This is a genomic window from Isosphaeraceae bacterium EP7 (assembly GCA_038400315.1).
GTDB lineage: Bacteria > Planctomycetota > Planctomycetia > Isosphaerales > Isosphaeraceae > EP7.
Genome location: CP151667.1, coordinates 4,038,985 through 4,060,343, shown reverse-complemented (window position 1 = coordinate 4,060,343; position 21,359 = coordinate 4,038,985). Strand labels below are relative to the sequence as shown.

11 protein-coding genes are annotated in these 21,359 nt (G+C 69.8%); 9 read left to right on the top strand and 2 right to left on the bottom strand.

The window, feature by feature from the left end:
* Positions 1-123: 123 nt before the first annotated feature.
* The 9 genes from EP7_RS15695 (at position 124) to EP7_RS15655 (ending at position 17,837) form a co-directional block, all read left to right on the top strand.
* Positions 124-7,269, top strand: coding sequence for an SDR family NAD(P)-dependent oxidoreductase (locus EP7_RS15695; RefSeq protein WP_463522315.1), 7,146 nt, complete (start codon positions 124-126; stop codon positions 7,267-7,269).
* Entirely contained in the window at positions 7,266-12,278 is a 5,013-nt protein-coding gene (locus EP7_RS15690; protein WP_463522313.1) for a type I polyketide synthase, read from the top strand. The genes EP7_RS15695 and EP7_RS15690 overlap by 4 nt, the downstream gene beginning before the upstream one ends.
* Positions 12,275-12,574, top strand: coding sequence for an acyl carrier protein (locus EP7_RS15685; protein WP_463522311.1), 300 nt, complete (start codon positions 12,275-12,277; stop codon positions 12,572-12,574). Before EP7_RS15690 ends, EP7_RS15685 begins: the two co-directional genes overlap by 4 nt.
* Positions 12,575-12,612: 38 nt before the next feature.
* Entirely contained in the window at positions 12,613-13,455 is an 843-nt protein-coding gene (locus EP7_RS15680; protein WP_463522309.1) for an alpha/beta fold hydrolase, read from the top strand.
* Positions 13,452-14,222, top strand: a complete 771-nt coding sequence (locus tag EP7_RS15675) for an SDR family NAD(P)-dependent oxidoreductase (RefSeq protein ID WP_463522307.1) — start codon at positions 13,452-13,454, stop codon at positions 14,220-14,222. Before EP7_RS15680 ends, EP7_RS15675 begins: the two co-directional genes overlap by 4 nt.
* 76 nt (positions 14,223-14,298) lie before the next feature.
* Positions 14,299-15,126 carry a class I SAM-dependent methyltransferase gene (locus EP7_RS15670; protein WP_463522305.1) on the top strand — a complete coding sequence of 276 codons (828 nt, stop codon included), beginning with the start codon at positions 14,299-14,301 and terminating at the stop codon, positions 15,124-15,126.
* A complete protein-coding gene (locus EP7_RS15665) occupies positions 15,123-15,974 on the top strand; it encodes a methyltransferase domain-containing protein (protein WP_463522303.1) in 852 nt (283 codons plus the stop codon). The genes EP7_RS15670 and EP7_RS15665 overlap by 4 nt, the downstream gene beginning before the upstream one ends.
* Before the next feature lie 50 nt (positions 15,975-16,024).
* On the top strand, positions 16,025-17,152 hold the full coding sequence (locus tag EP7_RS15660; protein WP_463522301.1) for an ABC transporter permease: 1,128 nt from the start codon (positions 16,025-16,027) through the stop codon (positions 17,150-17,152).
* On the top strand, positions 17,145-17,837 hold the full coding sequence (locus EP7_RS15655) for an ABC transporter ATP-binding protein (RefSeq protein ID WP_463522299.1): 693 nt from the start codon (positions 17,145-17,147) through the stop codon (positions 17,835-17,837). The genes EP7_RS15660 and EP7_RS15655 overlap by 8 nt, the downstream gene beginning before the upstream one ends.
* 234 nt (positions 17,838-18,071) lie before the next feature.
* Here the strand turns inward: EP7_RS15655 and EP7_RS15650 are convergent, their stop codons facing one another.
* Both EP7_RS15650 and EP7_RS15645 read right to left on the bottom strand, forming a co-directional pair.
* A complete protein-coding gene (locus EP7_RS15650) occupies positions 18,072-18,530 on the bottom strand; it encodes a hypothetical protein (protein ID WP_463522297.1) in 459 nt (152 codons plus the stop codon).
* A gap of 115 nt (positions 18,531-18,645) precedes the next feature.
* Positions 18,646-20,751 carry a catalase gene (locus EP7_RS15645; RefSeq protein ID WP_463522295.1) on the bottom strand — a complete coding sequence of 702 codons (2,106 nt, stop codon included), beginning with the start codon at positions 20,749-20,751 and terminating at the stop codon, positions 18,646-18,648.
* Positions 20,752-21,359 lie beyond the last annotated feature (608 nt).

Sequence of the window (21,359 nt, the reverse complement as noted above, 5' to 3'; positions counted from 1 at the left end):
CGCTCATTTGCGGCAAGGACGGCCGATAAGAAGTGATGTCGGCCGGGCTCTTTGGGCCCGGCCGACATTGCCGAACGCAACGGATGGGCAGGAAGCCCGCGAGCAGGCCGTAAGAGAGGCATGATGAGTCATCCCCTAGGACGGGTCCTGGCGTTCGCACCGGCCGGCCGGCAAGGTGTCGCCTTCGCCGCGGCGGCAACTCGCGCCGGAGCGGTGGGCACACTTGCCTTCGAGCACGGACACGCCGACTCCATACCGGCCGCCATCGAGCAGTTGCGCAGGCTCGTCGACGGCCCCTTCGCCGTTCGAGTCCCGCGCGGCGAGCCTCTGGGCAACTGGCTGGCCGATGCCCCCTCGACGTTGACGGCGGTGGTCGGCACTGAGGCCGGCACGGGCGACTGGCCCGGATTCGTGGCCGAGGTCTCGCGGCACGGTCGACTGCCGCTGGCCGAGGTCACCTCGACCGAGTCGGGGCTTCTCGCTGTTTCCGCGGGTGCCTTCGGCCTGATCGCATCGGGCCACGAGGCGGGGGGACTGGTTTCGGAACTGTCGGCATTCATCCTGACCCAGGCGCTCCTGGGCACGACCGACGTCGAGATCTGGGCTCGCGGAGGGGTCGGCCCCGACGCGGCGGCCGGCTGCGTGGCGATGGGCGCCGCCGGCGTGGTCGTCGATGGCGCGGCGCTGATGGGTCGCGAATCGCCCCTCGATGCTCAGGCACTGGAGCGGATCGGCCGGCTCGACGGCGGGGAAACCGTCCTAGTCGGCCCGACGAATGGACCTCGATGGCGAGTGCTCGCCCCGCCCGGCTCGCCGGCGCTCCTGGCATTGCGCGAAGCCACTCCGAAGGGGGATCTCGCCTGGTTTTCGGCCGTCTCGCGCTGGGTGGGGTGGGGTCCCGGCCAGGCCTGGCCGGTCGGGCAGGACGCCGCGATGGCCCGGGGGCTCGCCTCCAAGTTCGTGACCGTCGGCGGGATCGTCGCCGCAGTCGAGCGCGGGATCGACTCGGGCATCTCCGTGGCCCGTTCGTCGCGGCCCCTGGCCGAGAACTCCCCCCTGGCCGCGTCGCATTCGACACGGTTCCCGATCGTGCAAGGGCCGATGACCCGCGTGAGCGACTCGGTGGCGTTCGCCTCGGCGGTGGCCGACGGCGGGGCCCTGCCGATGCTCGCCCTGGCCATGCTCCGTGGCCCCGAGGTCCGGACCCTGCTGCATGAGACGCGTACTCGCCTGGCGGGCAAGAGCTGGGGCGTCGGCCTGCTCGGGTTCGTCGCGCCCGAGTTGCGTCGCGAGCAGGTCGCCGCCGTCCTGGACGCCAGGCCCCCGTTCGCCCTGATCGCCGGTGGGCGGCCCGATCATGCGGCGGAACTCGAGCGTGCGGGAATCGCCACCTATCTGCACGCCCCTTCCCCGGGGCTGCTGCGGCAGTACATCAAGGACAGTGCGCGGCGGTTCGTGTTCGAGGGGCGCGAGTGCGGCGGCCACGTCGGTCCCCGGTCGAGCTTCGTGCTCTGGGAGCAGGCGATCGAAGTCCTGTCCGAAGCGATCGACGGCGGCACCCCGGCCGCCGAGTTTCATACCTTGTTCGCCGGCGGGGTCCACGATGCGAGATCGTCGGCCTTCCTCGCCGCGATGACCGCCCGGATCGCGGGCCGGGGAGTCAAGGTCGGCATCCTCATGGGGACGGCTTATCTGTTCACGCGAGAGGCCGTCGAGACGGGCGCCATCGTCGGGCGGTACCAGGACGAGGCGATCCGCTGCCGCTCGACGGTCCTGCTGGAGACGGGCCCCGGCCACGAGGTCCGCGTCGGCCCATCACCGTTCGCCGACCTGTTCGAACAGACCAGGAGCGAGCTGAAGGCCGGCGGCAGGTCCCCCGATGCCATCCGCGAGGAGCTTGAGGGGCTGAACGCGGGCCGCCTGCGGGTCGCGACCAAGGGGCTCGACCGATCGACGGGCGCAAATTCGCCGCTGCGTTCGGTCGCCGAGCCCGAACAGTTCGAGCGCGGGCTTTACATGCTCGGCCAGGCCGCCTTGCTGCGTGACGGTGTGACCACGATCGGCGACCTGCACCGCGAGGTCTCCGACGGCGGGGCCGCGCTGATCGACGAGATCGAGGCGATGAAGGCGCCCGAGATCGGGGCCGCCACGCCCTCGGACATCGCGATCGTGGGGATCTCGGCGATCTTCCCGGGGGCCGCCGATGCCCGGACGTTCTGGGAGAACACGCTCAAAGGGCTGGATACGATCTCCGAGATACCGCCCGACCGCTGGGACTGGCGGCTGTACTACGACGCGGACCCGAAGGCCCCCGACAAGATCGTCTCGAAGTGGGGCGGATTCGTCCCCGACGTCGCCTTCGACCCCCTCCAGTACGGGATGCCGCCCAACTCGCTCGCCTCGATCGAGCCGGTGCAGCTCCTGACGCTGGAGGCCGTGCGGGCCGCGATCGAGGACGCCGGCTACACGCGCCGGCCGTTCGCACGCGAGCGGACCTCGGTGGTGCTCGGGATCGGCGGCGGTGCCGCGCAGCTAGCCATGGGCTATGCCTTCCGCGCCTACCTGCCGATGCTCGACGCCGTGAGCCCAGGCGCCGGGGCCGACGCCCTGAAGGCCTGCGAAGGCTTGCTGCCGGAGTGGACCGAGGACGCCTTCCCCGGGTTCCTCTTGAACGTCGCCGCGGGCCGCGTGGCCAACCGGTTCGACTTCGGCGGATCCAACTATGCGGTGGATGCCGCATGCGGGTCGAGCCTGGCCGCGGCCAACCTGGCCGTGCGCGAGCTGGAGACCGGCGCCGCCGACATGGTGGTCCTGGGAGGCGCCGACACGGTCCAGAATCCCCTGACCTATCTGGCCTTCAGCAAGACCCAGGCCTTCTCCCCGCGCGGGCGTTGCCGGCCGTTCGACACCTCGGCCGACGGCATCGTCATCAGCGAGGGGGTCGCCGCGATCGTCCTGAAGCGGCTGGCCGACGCCGAGCGCGACGGCGACCGAATTTACGCCGTGATCAAGGGGATCGGCTCCTCCAGCGACGGCCGCGCCCGGGGCCTGACCGCCCCCAGGCCCGAGGGGCAGACGCTTGCGTTGAAGCGTGCGTATGCCAAGGCGGGCATCGACCCCAAGACGGTCGGCTACGTCGAGGCCCACGGCACCGGCACGGCCGTCGGCGACGTGGTCGAGGCGATGGCGCTCTCGGGCCTGCTGACCGAGGCGGGGGCGACGCCGTCCTCGTGCGCCGTCGGGTCGGTCAAGTCGTCGATCGGCCACACCAAATGCGCCGCCGGGATGGCCGGCCTGATCAATGCGGCACTCGCCCTGCACCACAAGGTCTACCCCCCGACGATCGGCGTCGAGGCCCCGAACCCGAAGGTCAATTTCGGCACCGGCCCCCTCCACGTCAGCGCCCAACTTCGGCCCTGGCTGCACGACGAACGCAGCCGCCCGAGGCGGGCCGGGGTGAGCGCCTTCGGCTTCGGCGGCACCAACTTCCACGCGGTCCTGGAGGGCTACGACCGGAACCTGGCCCCCCCGACCGCGCCCAGCCGCGAGTGGCCCGCCGAGTTGTTCGCCTGGTCGGCCCCCGATCGAGGCTCGCTGCTTGAGGCGATCGATCGATTCGGCCAGACCCTCGAAGGCCCCCTGCGCGACCATTCCCATGCCACGCTCTCGGCCTTCAAGCCCTCGAACTCCGGGCCGGTCCTGGCCATCGTGGCCGAGTCGTTGGCGGATCTCAGGTCAAAGCTGGACTCGGCGATCGGATCGATTCGCGGCGGGGCGGCCGATCTGTCCGACCCGCGCGGCATCCACTTCGCTCATGCCCCTGCGTTCCGAAGCACGCCGCTGGCGTTCCTGTTCCCGGGCCAGGGCTCCCAGGCTCCGGGAATGCTCGGCGACCTGGCGATCGCCTTCAGCCCCGTCCGAGAGTCCTTCGAGACCTTCGACGCCGCACTGGTCTCCGCGGGTCGCCCGGCCGTCGGCCCCCTGGTCTTCCCGCCCGCCTCGTTCATTGAGGCCGAGCGTTCCGCCAGGGTCGCGGCGCTCAGGTCGCCCGAGGTCTCGCAGCCGGCCGTGGGCGCGGCGTCGGTGGGCATGATGCGACTGCTGGCCGAGCTTGGTGTGACCCCCGATGTCGTCGCCGGCCACAGCTATGGCGAGCTGGTCGCCCTGCACGCGGCCGGCTGCCTCCCGGCCTCCGCGCTGGCCGAGGTTTCTGAGGCTCGCGGCCGGTTCCTGCTCGACGCCATCCCCGACGAGCCCGGGATGATGGTCGCGCTGCCGGTGGGGCCCGAGCGGGCCCGGGAAGTGATCAACGGGTGGACCGACGTCCTGTCCGTCAACTTCAACGGCCCCACACAGACGGTCATCGCGGGGCCGCGGGCCTCGGTGGCCCTGGCCGTTGCTTCAGCCAGAAAGCTCGGTCACGTCGCCCGCGAGTTGAAAGTCGCCTGCGCCTTCCACACCCCCTCGATGGCCGCCGCCGAGGCACCCCTCACGCGGCTGCTGGCTCAGCGGCTCGACACCTCGCCCCGGCTACCTGTCTATTCCAACGTCGATGCCGCACCCCACCCGGCCGACCCCTCGGCCATCGCCGCAAGGATGGGCCGGCATGTGACGAGCCCGGTCCGGTTCACATCGATGATCGAGCGGATGCACGACGACGGCGCCCGCATCTTTCTCGAATGCGGCCCCGGCGCCGTCCTCTCGCCCCTGGTCTCCTCGATCCTCGGCGACCGCCCGCACCTGGTCCTCTCACTCGACGCCGCGGGGCGACCCGGCCTGCCAACCCTGCTGCACGGCCTGGCCCGACTCGTCGTCGCCGGCGTGCCGATGAACCTGACCCGACTGACGGCCGACCGCGTCGATCAACGGGCCTCGACCTCGACCGACCGCAAGGCCCTCCCCGCCTCGACCTGGCTGGTCAACGGCTCCAGGGCCCGCCCCATCGACCAGCCTGAGCCTCGGCGACTCGGCCAGGTCATGGAACCGAGAGAACCGAGAATCCAGCCCGTCGCCCGGGAGCCCCGGACGCCCACGCTGCCGCTGCCGAAGCCCGTCGCGCCGATCGAAGCCAAGGCGATCGCGCCTCGACCCGAGGCCCGTCCCGCACCGGCCCCGGCCCCGGCCGCCGACGACCGCGTGATGCTCGCCTTCCAGGAAACGATGCGGAAGTTCCTCGACGTCCAGCGCTCGACCATGGGAGACTACCTCGCCGGGCGGGGCAGGATCGCAACACCGCAGCCGCAAACGAAACGCGCAAGCACAACTCAAAGAGCCAATCCGACGCCGGAAGCCTCCGCCCCCGCCGCACCGGTGGCCAAGGCCACGTCCATCGAAGTCAGGCCGCCCGGCCAGGCTCAGGCCCCGGTCGTCAGGGATGACCGCGAGGCCATCGGCGAGGCGCTGGTGGCCATCGTCCGCGACCGGACCGGCTACCCGGCCGAGATGCTCAGGCCAGACCTCGACCTGGAGGCCGACCTCGGCATCGACTCGATCAAGCGTGTCGAGATCCTCGGGACCCTCCGGGACGCCTTCCCCGCCGCCGCAGGCCGACTCGACGCCCAGGCGATGGACGACCTCGCACGTTCCAAGACCCTGGGCGCGATCGCCGATCGATTCGCCAGGGCCCTCGACGTCGCCCCCCCGAAACGCACGCCCGAGCCCGCGTCTCCGGTTCGCCGATTCGTGCTGGAGGCCGTCGCCGCCGAGATCGAAGGCAACGCGAGCCTGGCCGTCGGCGGCGTGGTGATCGTGACCGACGACGGCCGCGGGATCGCCCGAACAGTCGCCTCCGCCATCGAGGCGCGGGGATATGTCGCGATGGTCGTTGGCCACGGCGAAGGGCGTGGGCGGTGCGATTTCTCGTCCGAGGCATCCATCGAGGAACTCCTGCGTGAAGCACGCCGACGCGGTCCGCTCGCGGGCATTGTCCACGCCCTTCCTCTGCGCGACGCCGCCGATGCGGGCCTCGATGAAGCGGCCTGGACCGACCGACTCGGGCCCGAGTTGTACAGCCTCTTCCTGCTGGCCCGCGCCGCGGCAACCGACCTGGAACGGTCCGCGAAACTGGGCGGCTCCTGCCTCATCGCGGCCACCGGGATGGGGGGCCTCTCCGGCGGCGTGGGCAGTCTCCCGACGCACTTCCCCCCCTCCCACGGCAGCGTCGCCGGCCTGACCAAGACCCTGGCCCGCGAGTGGCCCGCCGTCCGCGTCCGATCCGTGGACCTCGATCGCGACGAGGCCATCGAGACCCTCGCCGGCCGGCTCGTCGAGGAGGTCTTCGCCGCGGACCCTCGCTCCGAGGTCGGCCACCAAGGGGTCCGGCGGATGGCCCTGGCCGCGAGGCCCGAACCTCTCGAAGTACGCGCGGGCGGATTGGTCCTGGAGCCCGGCGCCCCCGTCATCCTCACCGGCGGCGCACGGGGGATCACCGCGGCGATCGCCCTGGAACTGGCACGCCGCTGGAAGCCTCGCTTGCTGATCGTCGGCACGACGGCGGCCCCGACCGGCGACGAAGACCCCGAGACCGCCGACATCGATGATCCCGCCAAACTCAAGGCCCTGCTGCTCGGGCGGGCCCAGCGACGCGGGGAGCGTGCCTCGACGACCTCGCTGGAGTCGGCCTACCGCGACCTGACCCGGGCCCGCGAGATCAGGCGCAACCTGGCCGCCCTGCGGGATGCCGGCGCACTCGTCGAGTATGGCGCCGCCGACGTCCGCGACTCGCAGGCCCTGGGCCGACTTCTGGGCGGCTGGCGGCACCAATTCGGGCCCGCAGTAGGCCTGGTGCATGGTGCGGGCGTGATCCACGACAAGCTCCTGCGGGACAAGTCGCCCGAGTCGTTCGACCGGGTCTTCGGCACCAAGGTGATCGGGGCCCTGAACTTCCTGCGATCGGTCGACCTCGACGCCCTACGGTTCGCCTCGCTCTTCTCTTCGATCGCCGGCCGGTTCGGCAATCAGGGGCAGATCGACTATGCCGCGGCGAACGAGGCCCTGAACAAGCTGGCGCTCTGGCTCGATCGGGAAATCCCCGGACGGGTGCTCTCGGCCATCTGGGGCCCCTGGTCGGGCGTGGGCATGGTCTCCGACCTGGAGGGACATCTCGGCCGCAGGGGGCTGACCATGATCCCCCCCGATGTCGGCGCCAGGCTGTTCGCCGATGAGCTGGCCCACGGCCGAAAGGGCACCGTTGAGGTGGTCTTCTCGGGGTCGCTCGGCACCCTGGAACTCCCCCCCGGTCCCGGCCACGTCGCCGGGGGGCCTCGATGAGCGACCCGAACCGCATTCGCAGGCGCAAGCGGCCCCGCCCCCTGGACGTGGCCATCGTGGGGATGGCCTGCCGGTTCCCGGGCGCCCCCGACCTGTTCGCCTACTGGCGGAACATCCTGGGCGGCAAGTCCAGCATCTCCGACGCACCCACAGATCGCTGGGATGCCGACCTCTTCTGCGATCCGACTTCCGCCGCCAACGATCGCATCGCCGGGCGGAAGGGTGGATACCTGGATGAGCCGATCCTCATCGACCCCGCGGCGAACGGCGTGATGCCGCACGCGGTCGACGGCGGCGAGCCCGAGCAGCACCTGGTCCTGGATACGGCACGAGCCGCGCTCGCCGACGCGGGGCTCGCGGGCGGCGTGCCCGAAGGGCGCCGGGTCGAGGTGGTCATCGGCCGGGGCAATTACTTCAACCGTGGGAACCTGACCAGGCTCCAGCATGGTCGGATCGCGGCGCAGACCGTCGCCGTCGCCAGGGCCCTGCGGCCCGACCTGTCCGAGGCCGAGCTGGACGCGCTGAAGGCCGACCTGAAGGCGGGTTTACCCCCCTTCGATGCCGCGACGATCCCGGGTCAGCTCACCAACGCCACGGCCGGCCGGGTGGCCAACCGGCTCGACCTGCGGGGGGCCAGCTTCGTGGTCGACGCCGCGAGCGCCTCGTCGCTCGTCGCCCTCGACCTCGCCGCCCGCGCTCTGGCCGAAGGGCGTGCCGATCTGGCCATCGCCGGGGGCGTCTACGTCCAGTCCGACGTCGATTTCCCCCTGGTCTTCTCCCGCCTGGGCGCCCTCTCGCGGTCGGGCGTCCCCCGCCCGTTCGGTTGTCTGGCCGACGGGATGGTACCCGGCGAAGGGGTGGGCATCGTCGTGCTGAAACGCCTGGCGGACGCCGAGCGCGACGGCGATCGGGTGTACGCCGTGGTCAAGGGGGTCGGGCTCTCCAGCGACGGCCGTGGGCTCGGGCTGGGCACGCCGAGCGCCCGCGGTCACGCCCTGGCCATGCGCCGGGCCTATCGCCAGTCGGGCTTCGACCCGGCATCCGTCGGCCTGATCGAGGGGCACGGCCTGGGCGTGCCGGCGGCCGACCGCGCCGAGCTGCGCGCGATCCGCGCCGTCTTCCCCGCGTCGACCGACCGCGTGCTGGGCGCCGTCTCGTCGATGATCGGCCACGCGATGCCCGCCTCCGGCATCGCGGGACTCATCAAGGCCGCCTTATCGCTCCACCAACGCGCGCTGCCCCCGACCCTGGGTGTCGACGAGCCGCACTCTCTGCTCGCCATCGACGACCGACCCTGCTCGCCCATCGCCGCCGCCAGGCCCTGGGTGCACGGCGACCCCAACTCGCCCAGACGAGCGGGGGTCAACGCGTTCGGCTTCGCGGGGATCAATGCCCATGCGGTCCTGGAAGAGCATGCCTCGTCGGCTTCAGGCCCCGGCTGCCTGACCCGCTGGGAATCCGAGGCCATCCTCCTCTCGGCCGCCGACCGACCCGGCCTGGTCCGGTCGATCCGACGGCTTTCCGAGGCGATCGCCGCACGTCCCGACGTCGGGCTCAAGGACCTGGCCTACACCCTGAACTCGTCGACCGCGACGGGCCCGGCCCGGCTCGGCTTGGTGGTGTCGTCGACTTCGGACCTTGCCGACCGGCTCCGTTCCTTGCTCCCCGTGCTCTCGGCCGCCGACTGCCGGCCGATCCGCGACGGCCGCGGGACCTATTTCCGCGACGATGCCGCCGAGGCCCCGCCCCTGGCCGTGATCTTCCCGGGCGAAGGGTCGCAGTTTCCCGGGATGCTCGGCGACCTGGCCCTGAACTTCCCCTCGGTCATGGCCCTGCTCGATACCTCCGACCGGCTCGCACGCGACGCGGGGGCATATGATCTGCCCAGCCGCTTGCTTTATGGCGCCGAGGCCGACGGCAAGGGGCTCTGGTCGATCGGGCCGGCGGTGAACGTCGTCCTGTCGGCGCAATGGGCCCTTTATGGACTCCTCGGCCAGCTCGGAATTCGGGTCGACGCCGTGGTCGGCCACAGCAGCGGCGAGTTCCTGGCGCTGGCCGCCGCCGGGTCGATCCGCGTCGACCGCGAGTTCGAGGACTCGCTCGGCCAGCTCGGGGCCATGTTCGAGCGGATGGAAACCAGCGGCGCCATCCCCGAGGCTCGACTGCTCGCCGTGGCGGCGGGCCGAGACCGGCTCGAAGCGCTGGCCAGTGGGCTGGGAGTCTCGATCGCCATCGACAACTGCCCGCACCAGGTGGTCGTCGCCGGCGCCTCGGGCCCGATGGACACGTTCGCTGCCCGCCTTGTCGATGCCTCGATCCTGTTCGAGCCCCTGCCGTTCGCCCGGGGCTACCACACGGCCGCGTTCCTCCCGGCCGTCGAGCCGCTGCGCCAATTACTCGACGGGCTCGAAGTCGGCACGCCGGCGATCCCGATCTATTCGTGCGCCTCGGCCGCTCCGATGCCCCCCGACCCGGTCGGTGTGCGTCAGCTTGCCGTCGATCAGTGGTCGCGTCAGGTCCGTTTCCGCGAGACGATCGGGAGGATGCACGCCGACGGCTACCGGACCTTCGTCGACGTCGGCCCTCGCGGGCATCTGGCCAGCTTCGCGGAAGACACGCTGAGGGTGGTCGGGGCCAACGCCCTGGCGATGGGGCTTCCCCGCCGGTCGGGAACGACCCAGCTCAACCACCTCGTCGCGTCGCTCTTCAGCCTGGGCCACGCCCCCGACACCGAGACGCTTTACGCCCGACGCCGGCCCACACGCATCGACCTCGACGCCCCGATGCCCATCTCGCCCGCGACCCATGCCCTCCGCCTGGGCTTCCCCGAGATGCGGGTCTCCGCCGAGATGGCGAGCGTCCTTCGATCCAGGCTCGAAGCGCGACCGCTGACCGTCACCGCGCCAACATCGAATGGGACGAAAGCCCACAGTCGCGTAAACTCTCAGCCCGACCGCGAAGCTGACGAAGGGGCGACGAACGAGAGCGTAGCTCAGAGCCGGAATCGCGCCTCCAACGGCGAAATTCAACCCGCCTCGCCGCACTTCACACCGACTCGGCATCTCGCGTCAGTTCATGCCCACGCCTCGAACGGAACGAATGGGGCGACCGATCTCGGGGTGCTCTCCGCGTCTCCAGACGCGTCCGACCAGGGATCGACCGAGCACGACCCTGATCCCGCCGACGACTCCGTCATGCTCGAACACCTCCGCACGATGGACCTCTTCCTAGACACCCAGCGCGAGATCATGGCGGCCTACCTCGTCGGCCCCATCGCGGACGCCGAGCCCCTCGCGTTGCCGGGCCCCTGGGCGGGCGAGGTCCGGTCGCTGATCGCACGCGAGGAAGTCGTCACGCTCTACGTGCTGGAGGCGGCCGGCGATCCGGTCGCCGAGCACCACACGCTGGGGGGCCGGCGCGTCTCGGCCGTCGAACTTGGCCGGCGCGGGCTGCCCGTGCTGCCGTTCGCCGTCATGGCCGAGATGCTGGCCCAGGTTGCCTCGATCCTCAAGCCGGGCGAGGCATTGGCCGCCCTGCGCGACGTCCAGGCCCACCGCTGGATTCGCTACGAGGACGAGCCCGTCGCGCTGGAGATCGAAGCCCGCCGCGACGCCGATCGGCCCGATGAGGTTCGCGTGGCGATCTACAATCGAGGGCCGGCGAATGCCATGCGCGACCGCGAGACGCCGGTCGTCGAGGGGGTTGCCGCCTTCGCCTCATGGCGTGCCGAGTCCCCTCAGGCTGGGCCATTCGCGTTGACCGAGACCCGGCCGTCGACGTTCGATGCCGACCGACTCTACGGCGAGCAATGGCTGTTCCACGGCCCGGCGCTCCAGGCGGTGACCCGGGTCGGCGACACGTCGGCCGAAGGGATCGAAGGGTCATTGCGCATCCTGCCTCGCGGCCCCCTGCTCCGCGATGCCGACGACGCCGGGGGTCTGCACACCGACCCGATCATCCTGGACAACTTCACCCACCTGCTCGGCTGCTGGGGCCTGGACCGGCTCGATTCGGGAGACGTCGTCTTCCCGCTGAGGATGGGCGAGCTGACCCTCTTCGGCGCCGCGCCTGCCGACGGCACGGAGGTCGACTGCCGGATCAGGGTCTGCGACCTTGAGCATCACCGAGTCGGCGCGGATGCCGAGATCGTCAGGCCCGACGGCACGATCTGGATGCGCATCCAGGGGTGGGACGACTGGCGGTTCCACTGGCCGGCCCGCTACCGCGACGTCTTCCGCCGCCCCGACGTCGAGCTGCTCGGCGAGGAACTCGGGATCGGCGTCGCCCCGGCACGGGCCCGCGCCGTCTGGCTCCAGCCGCCCGCAGACATGGGCCGGCCGGTCTGGCGCGACGTGCTGGAGCAGACCCAGCTCTCAACGGCCGAGCGGCCCGAGATCGCCAGGGGGCCCGACCCGAGGCGTACCTTGCGGCTCTGGGGCAGGATCGCCGCGAAGGACGCCGCACGCCGACTCGAGCTCGAACGAGGCGAGGGCCCGACCTTCCCCGCCGACCTCGAAATCAAGGCCGACCTCCGAGGCAAGCCCGTCCTCCGCTCGCTGCTGCACCCCGGTCGCGACGACCTGCCGGCCGTCTCGATCGCCCACGCCGAGGGGGTGGCCGTCGCGATTGCCTCGGTCGGGCCGGGCGACAGGCCCGGCATCGACGTCGAGCCGATCGTCGCGCGGACCGCCGGATTCGAGGAGATCGCGTTCACGGCGAGCGAACGATCGCTGCTCGATCGGGCGGCGGCCGGCGGCTCGCGTGACGAGTGGATTGCCCGGTTCTGGTGTGCCAAGGAGGCCGCCGCCAAGGCCTCGGGCCTGGGGATGGTGAACGGACCCAGGACGGCCGAGGTCGTGGAACCGGGCCAGGACGCCGATGATCTCTGGGTCATGCTGCATGCGGAGGAGGGCGGCGATATCGGGCCTGGCACGATACGCATCTCAACGTCGCGACGCGGCGATTATGCGTGGGCCTGGACCCTGGGCGAGAGGAGCCTGTCGAGATGACGATCACCCGATCAAGGGCCGAGATCCTGGACGAACTCGAGGTCATCCTGGGCCAGGGGATGGGCCTGGGGGGCGTCGGCCGGCTGGGCGAGGAGACCCGGTTCTTCGCCGACCTGGGCCTCGCCTCGATCGACGCCGTCGTCCTGGGCGAGCAACTCCAGTCCCACTATGGCGCGAGCCTTCCCTACGGCGACCTGATGGCCGAGCTGGGCCGGAGGGACGACCGCGACCTGACGATCGGCGAGCTGGTGGACTTCCTGGTCGCCAACCAACCCCAAGTACGCCCCTTGAACTGAAGTGGAGCGGGGGCCAACCCCGGTCGACCGCGATGCCGATGCACGCCATCCAGGGCCTGAAATTCCACGTCCAGCAGCAGGGCCAGGGCCCCGATGCGCTCCTGATCCACGGCGTCACGGGCGACCTGTCCATCTGGATGCTCTCGGGCCTGATGCAGGCGCTCTCGGCCACTCACAAAGTCACCGCCTTCGACATCCGCGGCCACGGCTACACCGAGGCCCCGCCGACCGGCTACACGTCGGCCGATCACGCCGCCGATACCCTGGCCCTGATGGACGCCCTGGAAATTTCCAAGGCCCGGATCGTCGGCCACAGCTTCGGCGCCGTCATCGCCGCGCACGTCGCGGCCGAGGCCCCCGGGCGGGTCGAGGCCCTCGTCCTGTCCGACCCCTACTTCCCGGCCTTGCGCCACCTGGAAGACCTGAGCCGGTGGGGCCACTGGCAGAACTTCCGCCAGGAAGCCGAGGACGCCGGCGTCATGCTCTCGGGCGAGTACTGGTACGACCTGGGCAAGTTCTTCGACCAGGTGGTGCACCTCGACCCCGAGGGGCTCTTGAAGCTGCGCCGGGCCGTCGGCCTGCCCGGCCTCAACCGGCTGCTGAGGCTGGGCAAGACCACCTGCGGCGATGACTCGAAGGTGGACGCAGGGCTGACGGCCGAGCGGATCGCGGCGCTGGCCGTCCCGGTCCTGGCGATCTACGGCGAGACCTCGCCGTTTTTGAGCACGGCCGAATACCTGTCCTCCACGCTGCCCAACTGCCAGTCGGCCATCGTCAAGGGGGCCCAGCACCGGGCTCCCGAGGAGAATCCCGAGGCGTTCGTCGCCCCGGTTCTCGCGTTCCTGAACTCCCTGAACACCCCGGCCGAGGTCGCCCGATGAAGGACAAGCCCGTCGTCCTGCTGACCGGCGCCGCCCGCGGGATCGGCCGGGCCACCGCCCTGGCGCTGGCCGAGAAGGGCTATCGCCTGGGCCTCGTCGACCGGAATGCCGAAGGCCTGGCCACCCTTGCCGAGCTGGTTCCAGGCTCCCGGACTTACACCTCCGACGTGACCGACCCGGCCGCGATGCGCGACGTGGTGGCGAAGGTCGAGGCCGAGGTCGGCCCGATCGGCGTGGTCGTCGCCTGCGCCGGCGTGGGCGACCTGACGCGGCTGCCCGACCTGGAGCTGGACGGCCTGCGGGCGATGATCGAGGTCAACTTCCTGGGCATGGCCAACACGATCGCCGCGGCGCTGCCGGGCATGGTCGCCCGCAACAGCGGCCACCTCGTCGGCATCTCCAGCGTCGCGGGCTACCGAGGGCTCCCCTGGATGGCCTCCTACTCCGCGTCCAAGGCGGCCGTATCCACCTATCTGGAAGCGTTGAGGCCGGCGTTGAAGCTCAGGGGCGTGACGATCACGACGGTCTGCCCCGGCTTCGTCCGCACCGCGATGACCGAGACCACCCCGTTCCTGAAGCAACCGCCCATGATGGAGCCCGAGCAGGCCGCCCGCCAGATCGCCAGGGCCGTCGAGCGGAGGCCCAGGAACCACGTCTTCCCGCTGAGCACCGCGCTGGGGATGGTCTTGCTGAGGCACCTGCCCGACCGCGTGTTCGACTGGATGATGGACCGGGCCGGGCCCCGCGCCCTGACCTCCGAGTTCTGAAAACGAAACGAACCCGGGAAGACGAAACGAACCCGGGAAGACGAAACGAACCCGAGTCGAGGACCCGCCGATCGCCATGAACCCAGCCGTCCAGAGCCCGCCCACCATCGCCGACCTGGCGAGCTGCCTCGACTGCGCCGAGCCCCTGGCCGGCGCGGCCGACTGCCCTCGCTGCGGCCGGCCGCACCCGGCTAGCTCGGGCATCCTCGCGGCCTGTCGACCGCTGCTGGGCCGCAACGCCGTGGCGGCGGCCTTCTATGACGGCCCCGCCTGGGCAAAGTTCCGCCCCTGGGAACGGCGGTTCCTCACCCTGGTCGGGGGAAGGGTGCGGGCCCGTCGCCAGATCTTGGGACACCTGGGCAACCGGCCCGACGCCAGGGTTCTGGAAGTCGGCATCGGCGACGGCGAGAACCTCGACCTGCTGCCGTCCGACTGGCTGGCCTACGGTGTGGACATCGCCCGGACCCAGCTCGAGGCCTGCATCGCCCGGTTCCCCGTCATGTCCGGCCGGCTCGCCCACGCCGAGGCCGAGGCCCTCCCGTTCCCCGACGCCACCTTCGACGCCTGCTACACCGTCGGCGGGTTCAACTACTTCGCTGACCCCGAGGCGGCCCTCGGCGAGATGCGTCGGGTCACCCGCCCTGGCGGTGTCGTGGTCGTGGCCGACGAGCGGCCCGACCTGAAGCGGTTCGGCCTGGGACATCTGGTGGGGTATCCTGCATACGACGCCTGGTGGATGCGCCTGGTCGGTTTGCCCGCCGACTTCGTCGAGATGGTCCACGCCACGCAGCTCGACCCATCCTTGATCCTGTCCCGGATGTCCCCGAGTGCCCGCCGCCAGTCGATCTGGATCGGCCTGGGATACCTGCTCGTCGACCCGGACCCCGCCTGGAGCCAAGCATGACCCCGACCCCGAGCGTCAAGACCGCCGACCTCTGGGCGGCCGACCCCAGCCTCTGGCGCTGCCTGGACTGCGGCGGCGGGCTCATCGCCGACGCCAACGCCGACGCGCTGGCATGCCCCTCCTGCGGCCGGGCCTACCCGATCGTCGACGGAGTGCTGGTGGCCAGGGCAGAGACCTCGGCCAACAACCAGGTGGCCCGAGACTTCTACGACGGCCCGCTCTGGCCCAAGTTCCGCTTCTGGGAGTGGGCCACGTTCGTGATGAACGGCGGCGAGCGCAGGTCCCGCGACAAGATCCTCCGCCACCTGCCCAAGGGCGAGAACCTGAGGCTCCTGGACGTGGCCATCGGCGACGGCGTCTACCTCGACTGGCTCCCGCCCAGCTGGAGCATCGCGGGCATCGACATTTCCCAGTATCAGCTCGACAACTGCAAGCGTCGCCGAGGCACGCGCGACCTGAAGCTGGTGATGGGCGAGGCCGAGGACCTCCCCTTCAACGACCGGACCTTCGACTGCGCCCTCAGCATCGGCGGATTCAACTACTTCAACGACCCCGAGAAGTCGCTGCGCGAGATGGCCCGCGTGGTGAAGCCGGGCGGCACGATCGTGGTGGCCGACGAGGTCCCCAACCTCACCGACCGCATGCTCTTCCGCAAGATCGGCCTTCCGGGGGTCGACCGCTGGATCATCTCCAAGGGCCTGAAGCTGGGCGACGCCTTCACCGACATGGTCGAGCGCTATCGGGACATGGACATCGCCGCCATCGGCGAACGCGTCCTGCCCGGGTCGCGCTACGAGCTGATCTGGCGCGAGGTCGGCTACGTCCTCGTCGGCCAGGCCCCCGGCTAGTCGGCCGGCTCCGACACGAAGCCCCTTCCCTCGTCCGGCGGACATCCTTCATGCGGTTCTCGACCCTGATCCTCAAGAACCTCCTGAACCGGCCGACCCGGTCGCTGCTGACGGTCGTCGGCCTGGCCATCGGCATCGCCGCCGTGGTCGCCCTCATGGGCATCGCGGCCGGCTTCGAACGGTCGTTCCTCTCGCTCTACTCATCCAAGGGGATCGACCTCGTGGTGGTGCGCGGGGGGATCAGCAACCAGCTCTCCAGCACCCTTGAACAACAGCTCGGCGATCGCCTGGCCAGGTTCCCCGGCGTCAGGCGTGTGGGCCGCTCGCTGGTCGACACGGTGGCCTTCGAGGACAAGAACCTCGTCAGCGTCCTGATCAACGGATGGGAACGCGACAGCCTGATGATGGAAGGGATCCGCGTCGTGGAGGGCCGAGTCCTGCAACCCGGCGACGACCGCTCGGCGATGCTCGGCCGCGTCCTGGCACGGAACCTGGACAAGAAGCCCGGCGACATGCTCGACGTGGCCGGCGAGCCCTTCCTCGTGATCGGCACCTTCGAGAGCCCCAGCCTCTTCGAGAATGGCGGCCTGATCATCCCCCTGCCCACGCTCCAGAGGATGATGGGCCGGCAGGGGCAGGTGACCGCGTTCCTGCTGGCGACGGCCGCGCCCGAGAATTCGGCCGCGATCACCGCGCTTGGCCACGAGATCGAGGCGGCCGTACCTGGTGTCGCGGCGGTCCCGGCCCGCGACTTCGTCGAGCGCGACCTGCAAATTCGCCTGGCCCGCGCGATGGCCTGGTCCACCTCGCTCATCGCCCTGGTCGTCGGCTCGATCGGCATCCTCAACACGATGGTCGCGGCCGTCTACGAGCGGACCGGCGAGATCGGCGTCCTGCGTGCCATCGGCTGGACCCGCCGTCGAGTTCTCCGGTTGATCCTGGGCGAATCCCTGGCCCTGGGCCTCATGGGTTCGATCGTCGGCGTGCTGCTGGCCCTGGTCGGCGTCCGCCTGATCCTGCTGGCGCCGACGGCGCGGAGCTTCATCGACCCGAACCTGGACGCAACCTCCCTGCTCATGGGCCTGGCCCTCGGCCTGGCCCTCAGCCTCGTGGGAGGGCTCTATCCCGCCCTCCGCGCCGCCAGGCTCGAGCCCACGGAGGCCCTTCGTTATGAGTGAGCCCGACCGGCCGCCCCCCCTGCTGCGGGCCATCGGCCTGGAGAAGACCTACCCCGACGGCGAAGTCCACGCCCTGCGCGGTGTCGACCTGGAGGTCGCTGAGGGCGAGTTCGTGGCCATCACGGGCCCCAGCGGCTGCGGCAAGAGCACGCTCCTGCACATCCTCGGGGGCCTCGACCGGCCCGACCGTGGCGAGGTCTCGTTCCGGGGAACTCCGCTCTCGTCGATGGACCTGGACAAGTTCCGGGCCCTGCAGATCGGCTTCATCTTCCAGTCGTTCCACCTGATCCCGACCCTGACCGCCCTCGAGAACGTCCAGATCCCGATGTTCGAGGCCCCCTGGCCCCGCGCCGAGCGACCCGAGCGGGCCGCCCGCCTGCTCGACGAGGTCGGGATGTCTCACCGCAAAGACCATCGCCCGGGCCGCCTCTCGGTGGGCGAACGTCAGCGCGTCGCCATCGCGAGGGCCCTGGCCAACGAGCCGCCCTTGATCCTGGCCGACGAGCCGACCGGCAACCTCGACAGCCAGAACCAGGCCGAAGTCCTCGCCCTCCTAAGCCAACTCAGGCAGTCCCGAGGCCTCTCCTTGATTTTGGTCACCCACGCCGCCGAGGTCGCCGGCTCCGCCGACCGCGAGGTCCGGATGCGCGACGGCCTGATCCTGGGGCCGTCCTCGGACCGTTGAGCCGAAGCCGGCGGCTGCGGGAGACCCATTCTTCTTGTGCCGCGAGTTCGACAGCGCCTTCGCCCCGCCGATGCGTTTCGCTGTTTCCACGGAAGAGGTGATCCCGAACCGACCCGGGCGTTGATCCTCCACGGCTGAAGTCGTGCAAAGCGGCAGCCGCGGTGAACCGCCTTCTTCCCAATCGCGTCGATGAAGCCGCGAACGGACGACTGACGACCGGGCAGTCGAGCCATCTCATGAGAAGGTCGGCGCGGGGGGCAGGGAGGCGAAATCGAGCGGGCGGCTCGCGTCGCCAGGGGTCAGGCCGCCAGTTAGGGCGATGTCGACCGTGGAGACGTAGAGCCGAACCCCGTTCCGGACAGGCCCTGGCTCCGATCCCGTTCTGACAATCCTGAGGTGGCCCGCGGGGAAGCCGGCGAATGGTCGGTCATTGTGGCATCCCTGGATGCCGGACTGAATCTGCTCGGAGAATCCGACCTCGACCCTGAGGCAGGGATACGTCAGACCCTCCAGATCAATCGAGGTAGTCCGGCCGGGGTCCGCGACCGCTCCGGACAAGGCCTCCTCGAACGGCCTGAACCGGAGCGCTGGGGCTGGGCCTACCGCGCTCGCGGCGGAACTGACGCGTGCGCCCAGGCCGATCGGGATCGCGACGCCGATGGCGGAGAGGATCGATCGACGGTTAAGGGACATGGTCCTGGGTCCTTCGAAATGGGCCGTGGGCGGCACGGCAGCGACTCGCGGGACGATGAGATGGTGATGAGGCTGGGGGCCCGCGCACGCTGGCCCCCAGCCCTGATCAGACGGCTTATCGCTCTGCGCCGGCTCGGTCCCAGAAGCGGATCTTGCGGCAGGCGGCGATGAAGGCTTCGCAGTCACCCGGGGCGTTGAGGGGGACGAATCCCTCGTCGAGAGCGACGCCCGCCTTCTCCAGGAGCGGAGAAGCGGCGGCGGCGTAGGCGATGAACTTCCGGTGCGCCGCGGCGTCGGCGACGAAGTCGCGGGCGGCGGGCAGCGTGGTCAGCAGCGTCGCACCCTCCTTGGAAGGGAGGATCGCCACGGCGTCGAAGAGCACCGACGGGCCCCCTTCGAGCTTCTCATCGGCGTCGTGCCAGGCGCCGGCCGAATCCTTCACGCCGCCGACTTCGGGAGCGACCAGCTTGAGCACCGCCCCTTCGGCCTTCAGCGCCTTGCCAAGGGCAGCCAGGACGCCGGCGTCGACCCCGTCGGTGACGAGGGCCGCGACCTTGCGCCCGGCGAAGCTCTTGGGGCCGTTCTTGATGATGCTCAGGGCCGGAGAGGGCTTCAGGTCCTGACGAGTCGGCCGCGCGGCCGTGGCCGCCGCAGGGATGTCCTTCAGCCGGAGCCCCTTGGCCACCGCATCGGCGAGGCCGGCGTCGATATTCAGCAGGTGCGAGACCATCCGCGAGCGGATCGCCGGGGTCTCCACCTTGCTCAGCTCGAACGTCAGGGCGTTGGCGATGTGCTTCTGCTCGAGCCCGGTCTGGCTGATATAGAACTGCCTCGCTTGGCTGTAATGGTCGGCGAACGTCTCCGAGCGAGCCCTCACCTTGGGTCCTTCTACCTGAGCCGGATAGCTCTGATAGCCGGTGGCCGGCGTCTCACGCGGTCCGCCCGCATCGCCCCAGGAGTTGGGTTCGTAGTTCACCCTGCCCTTGGGATTGTGCATGGCCATGTGGCCGTCTTGCTGGAAGTGGGCGAACGGGCATTTCGGGGCGTTGATCGGGATGTGGGTGAAGTTCGGGCCGCCGAGCCGCTTGAGCTGGGTGTCCAGGTAGGAGAAGTTCCGCCCCTGAAGCAGTGGATCGTCACTGAAGTCGATCCCGGGCACGACATTCTGCGTGCAGAACGCGACCTGCTCGGTCTCGGCGAAGAAGTTGTCGACGCGGCGGTCGAGGACCATCCGGCCGACGGGGCGGATCGGAACCAGCTCCTCGGGGATCAGCTTGGTGGCGTCGAGGACGTCGAACTCGAACTTCTCGGCGAATGCTTCGTCGAAGAGTTGGAGGCCCAGTTCCCATTCCGGGAAATCTCCGGCCCCGATCGCGTCCCACAGATCACGCCTGTGGAAGTCGGGGTCGGCCCCATTGATCTTGACCGCCTCGTTCCAGACGACCGATTGCAGGCCCTGCTTCGGCTTCCAGTGGAACTTGACGAAGGTCGACTTCCCCTCGGCGTTGACCAGCCGGAAGGTGTGGACGCCGAAGCCCTCCATGAACCGGAACGAACGTGGGATGGTTCGGTCGGACATGATCCACATGACCATGTGCATGCTCTCGGGTGAGAGCGAGATGAAATCCCAGAAGTTGTCGTGCGCCGTCTGCGCCTGCGGGAACCCTCGGTCCGGCTCTTCCTTGGCGGCATGGACGAAGTCGGGAAACTTGATCGCGTCCTGGATGAAGAAAACGGGGATGTTGTTGCCGACGAGATCCCAGTTCCCTTGCTTGGTATAAAACTTCACCGCGAATCCGCGGACATCACGGGCCAGGTCGGCCGACCCTTTGTTGCCGCCGACGGTCGAGAAGCGGACGAACAGGGGGACCTTCTCCCCGGCGCGCTGGAAGAGGTCGGCCCTGGTGACGTCGGCGAGCGACCCGTAGTTCTCGAAATAGCCGTGGGCCCCGAAGCCTCGTGCGTGAACGACCCGCTCGGGGATGCGCTCATGATCGAAGTGGAAGAGCTTTTCGCGGAGGTGGAAATCCTCCAAGAGCGTCGGGCCGTGTGCTCCGACCTTGAGTGAGTTCTGGTCGTCTGCGACGGGGATGCCCTGCTGCGTGGTCAGCCCAGGCCTTCCCGTTCCGGCCACCTGATGAGTCTCGCCGCCTGCTCCCATGGCCACCTCCACGTCGCCGAAACGCGCGGGGGTGCGAGCGTCGTCTGCTGGCTCGGCCATTCGCCAATCCTCGTATTTTAGGGATGAATTCTCGAGAAGCCCGGTCGAGCTTCAAGCGAATTCGCAAACGTCATACCAAACACCTGTCCAGTCTTGGCCATCCCGATCGGGGAGAGGCACGTTGCATGGACGACCAGAGCAACCTTCTGCCGAGGAGTGTCGCCGTGGGTCTCCCCACCCGCTTGCTCGCGGAGGCAAGCGATCCGTGACCGAACTGGACGCGTGGAAGCCCGAGAGCGGCGCGAGCGACGCCGACAAGACCGACTCCCTATCCGTCATCCCTGGGGACGAGCATGAATTCCGACATCTCGAGTTCCCAGACGCAGGCCACGAACCGCCAAGATCGGACGATTTCCATAAGCGTCGACGAATCAGTCTTCAATCCATCAGGAATGCAGCAAGTTTCGAGGGTTTCAATTCAGAGATCACAACCGACATTCGCTCTGAGAGCAACGCAAAGCGGGCCGCCTGTTGCCAGGCGGCCCGCTTCAATTTCAACACGTCCTAGTCGGGGCGGCGGGATTTGAACCCACGACCTCTAGACCCCCAGTCTGGAGGTCGTGCGTAGGACATGACTTGAAATAGCGTTGATATTGCGTGTGATTCCC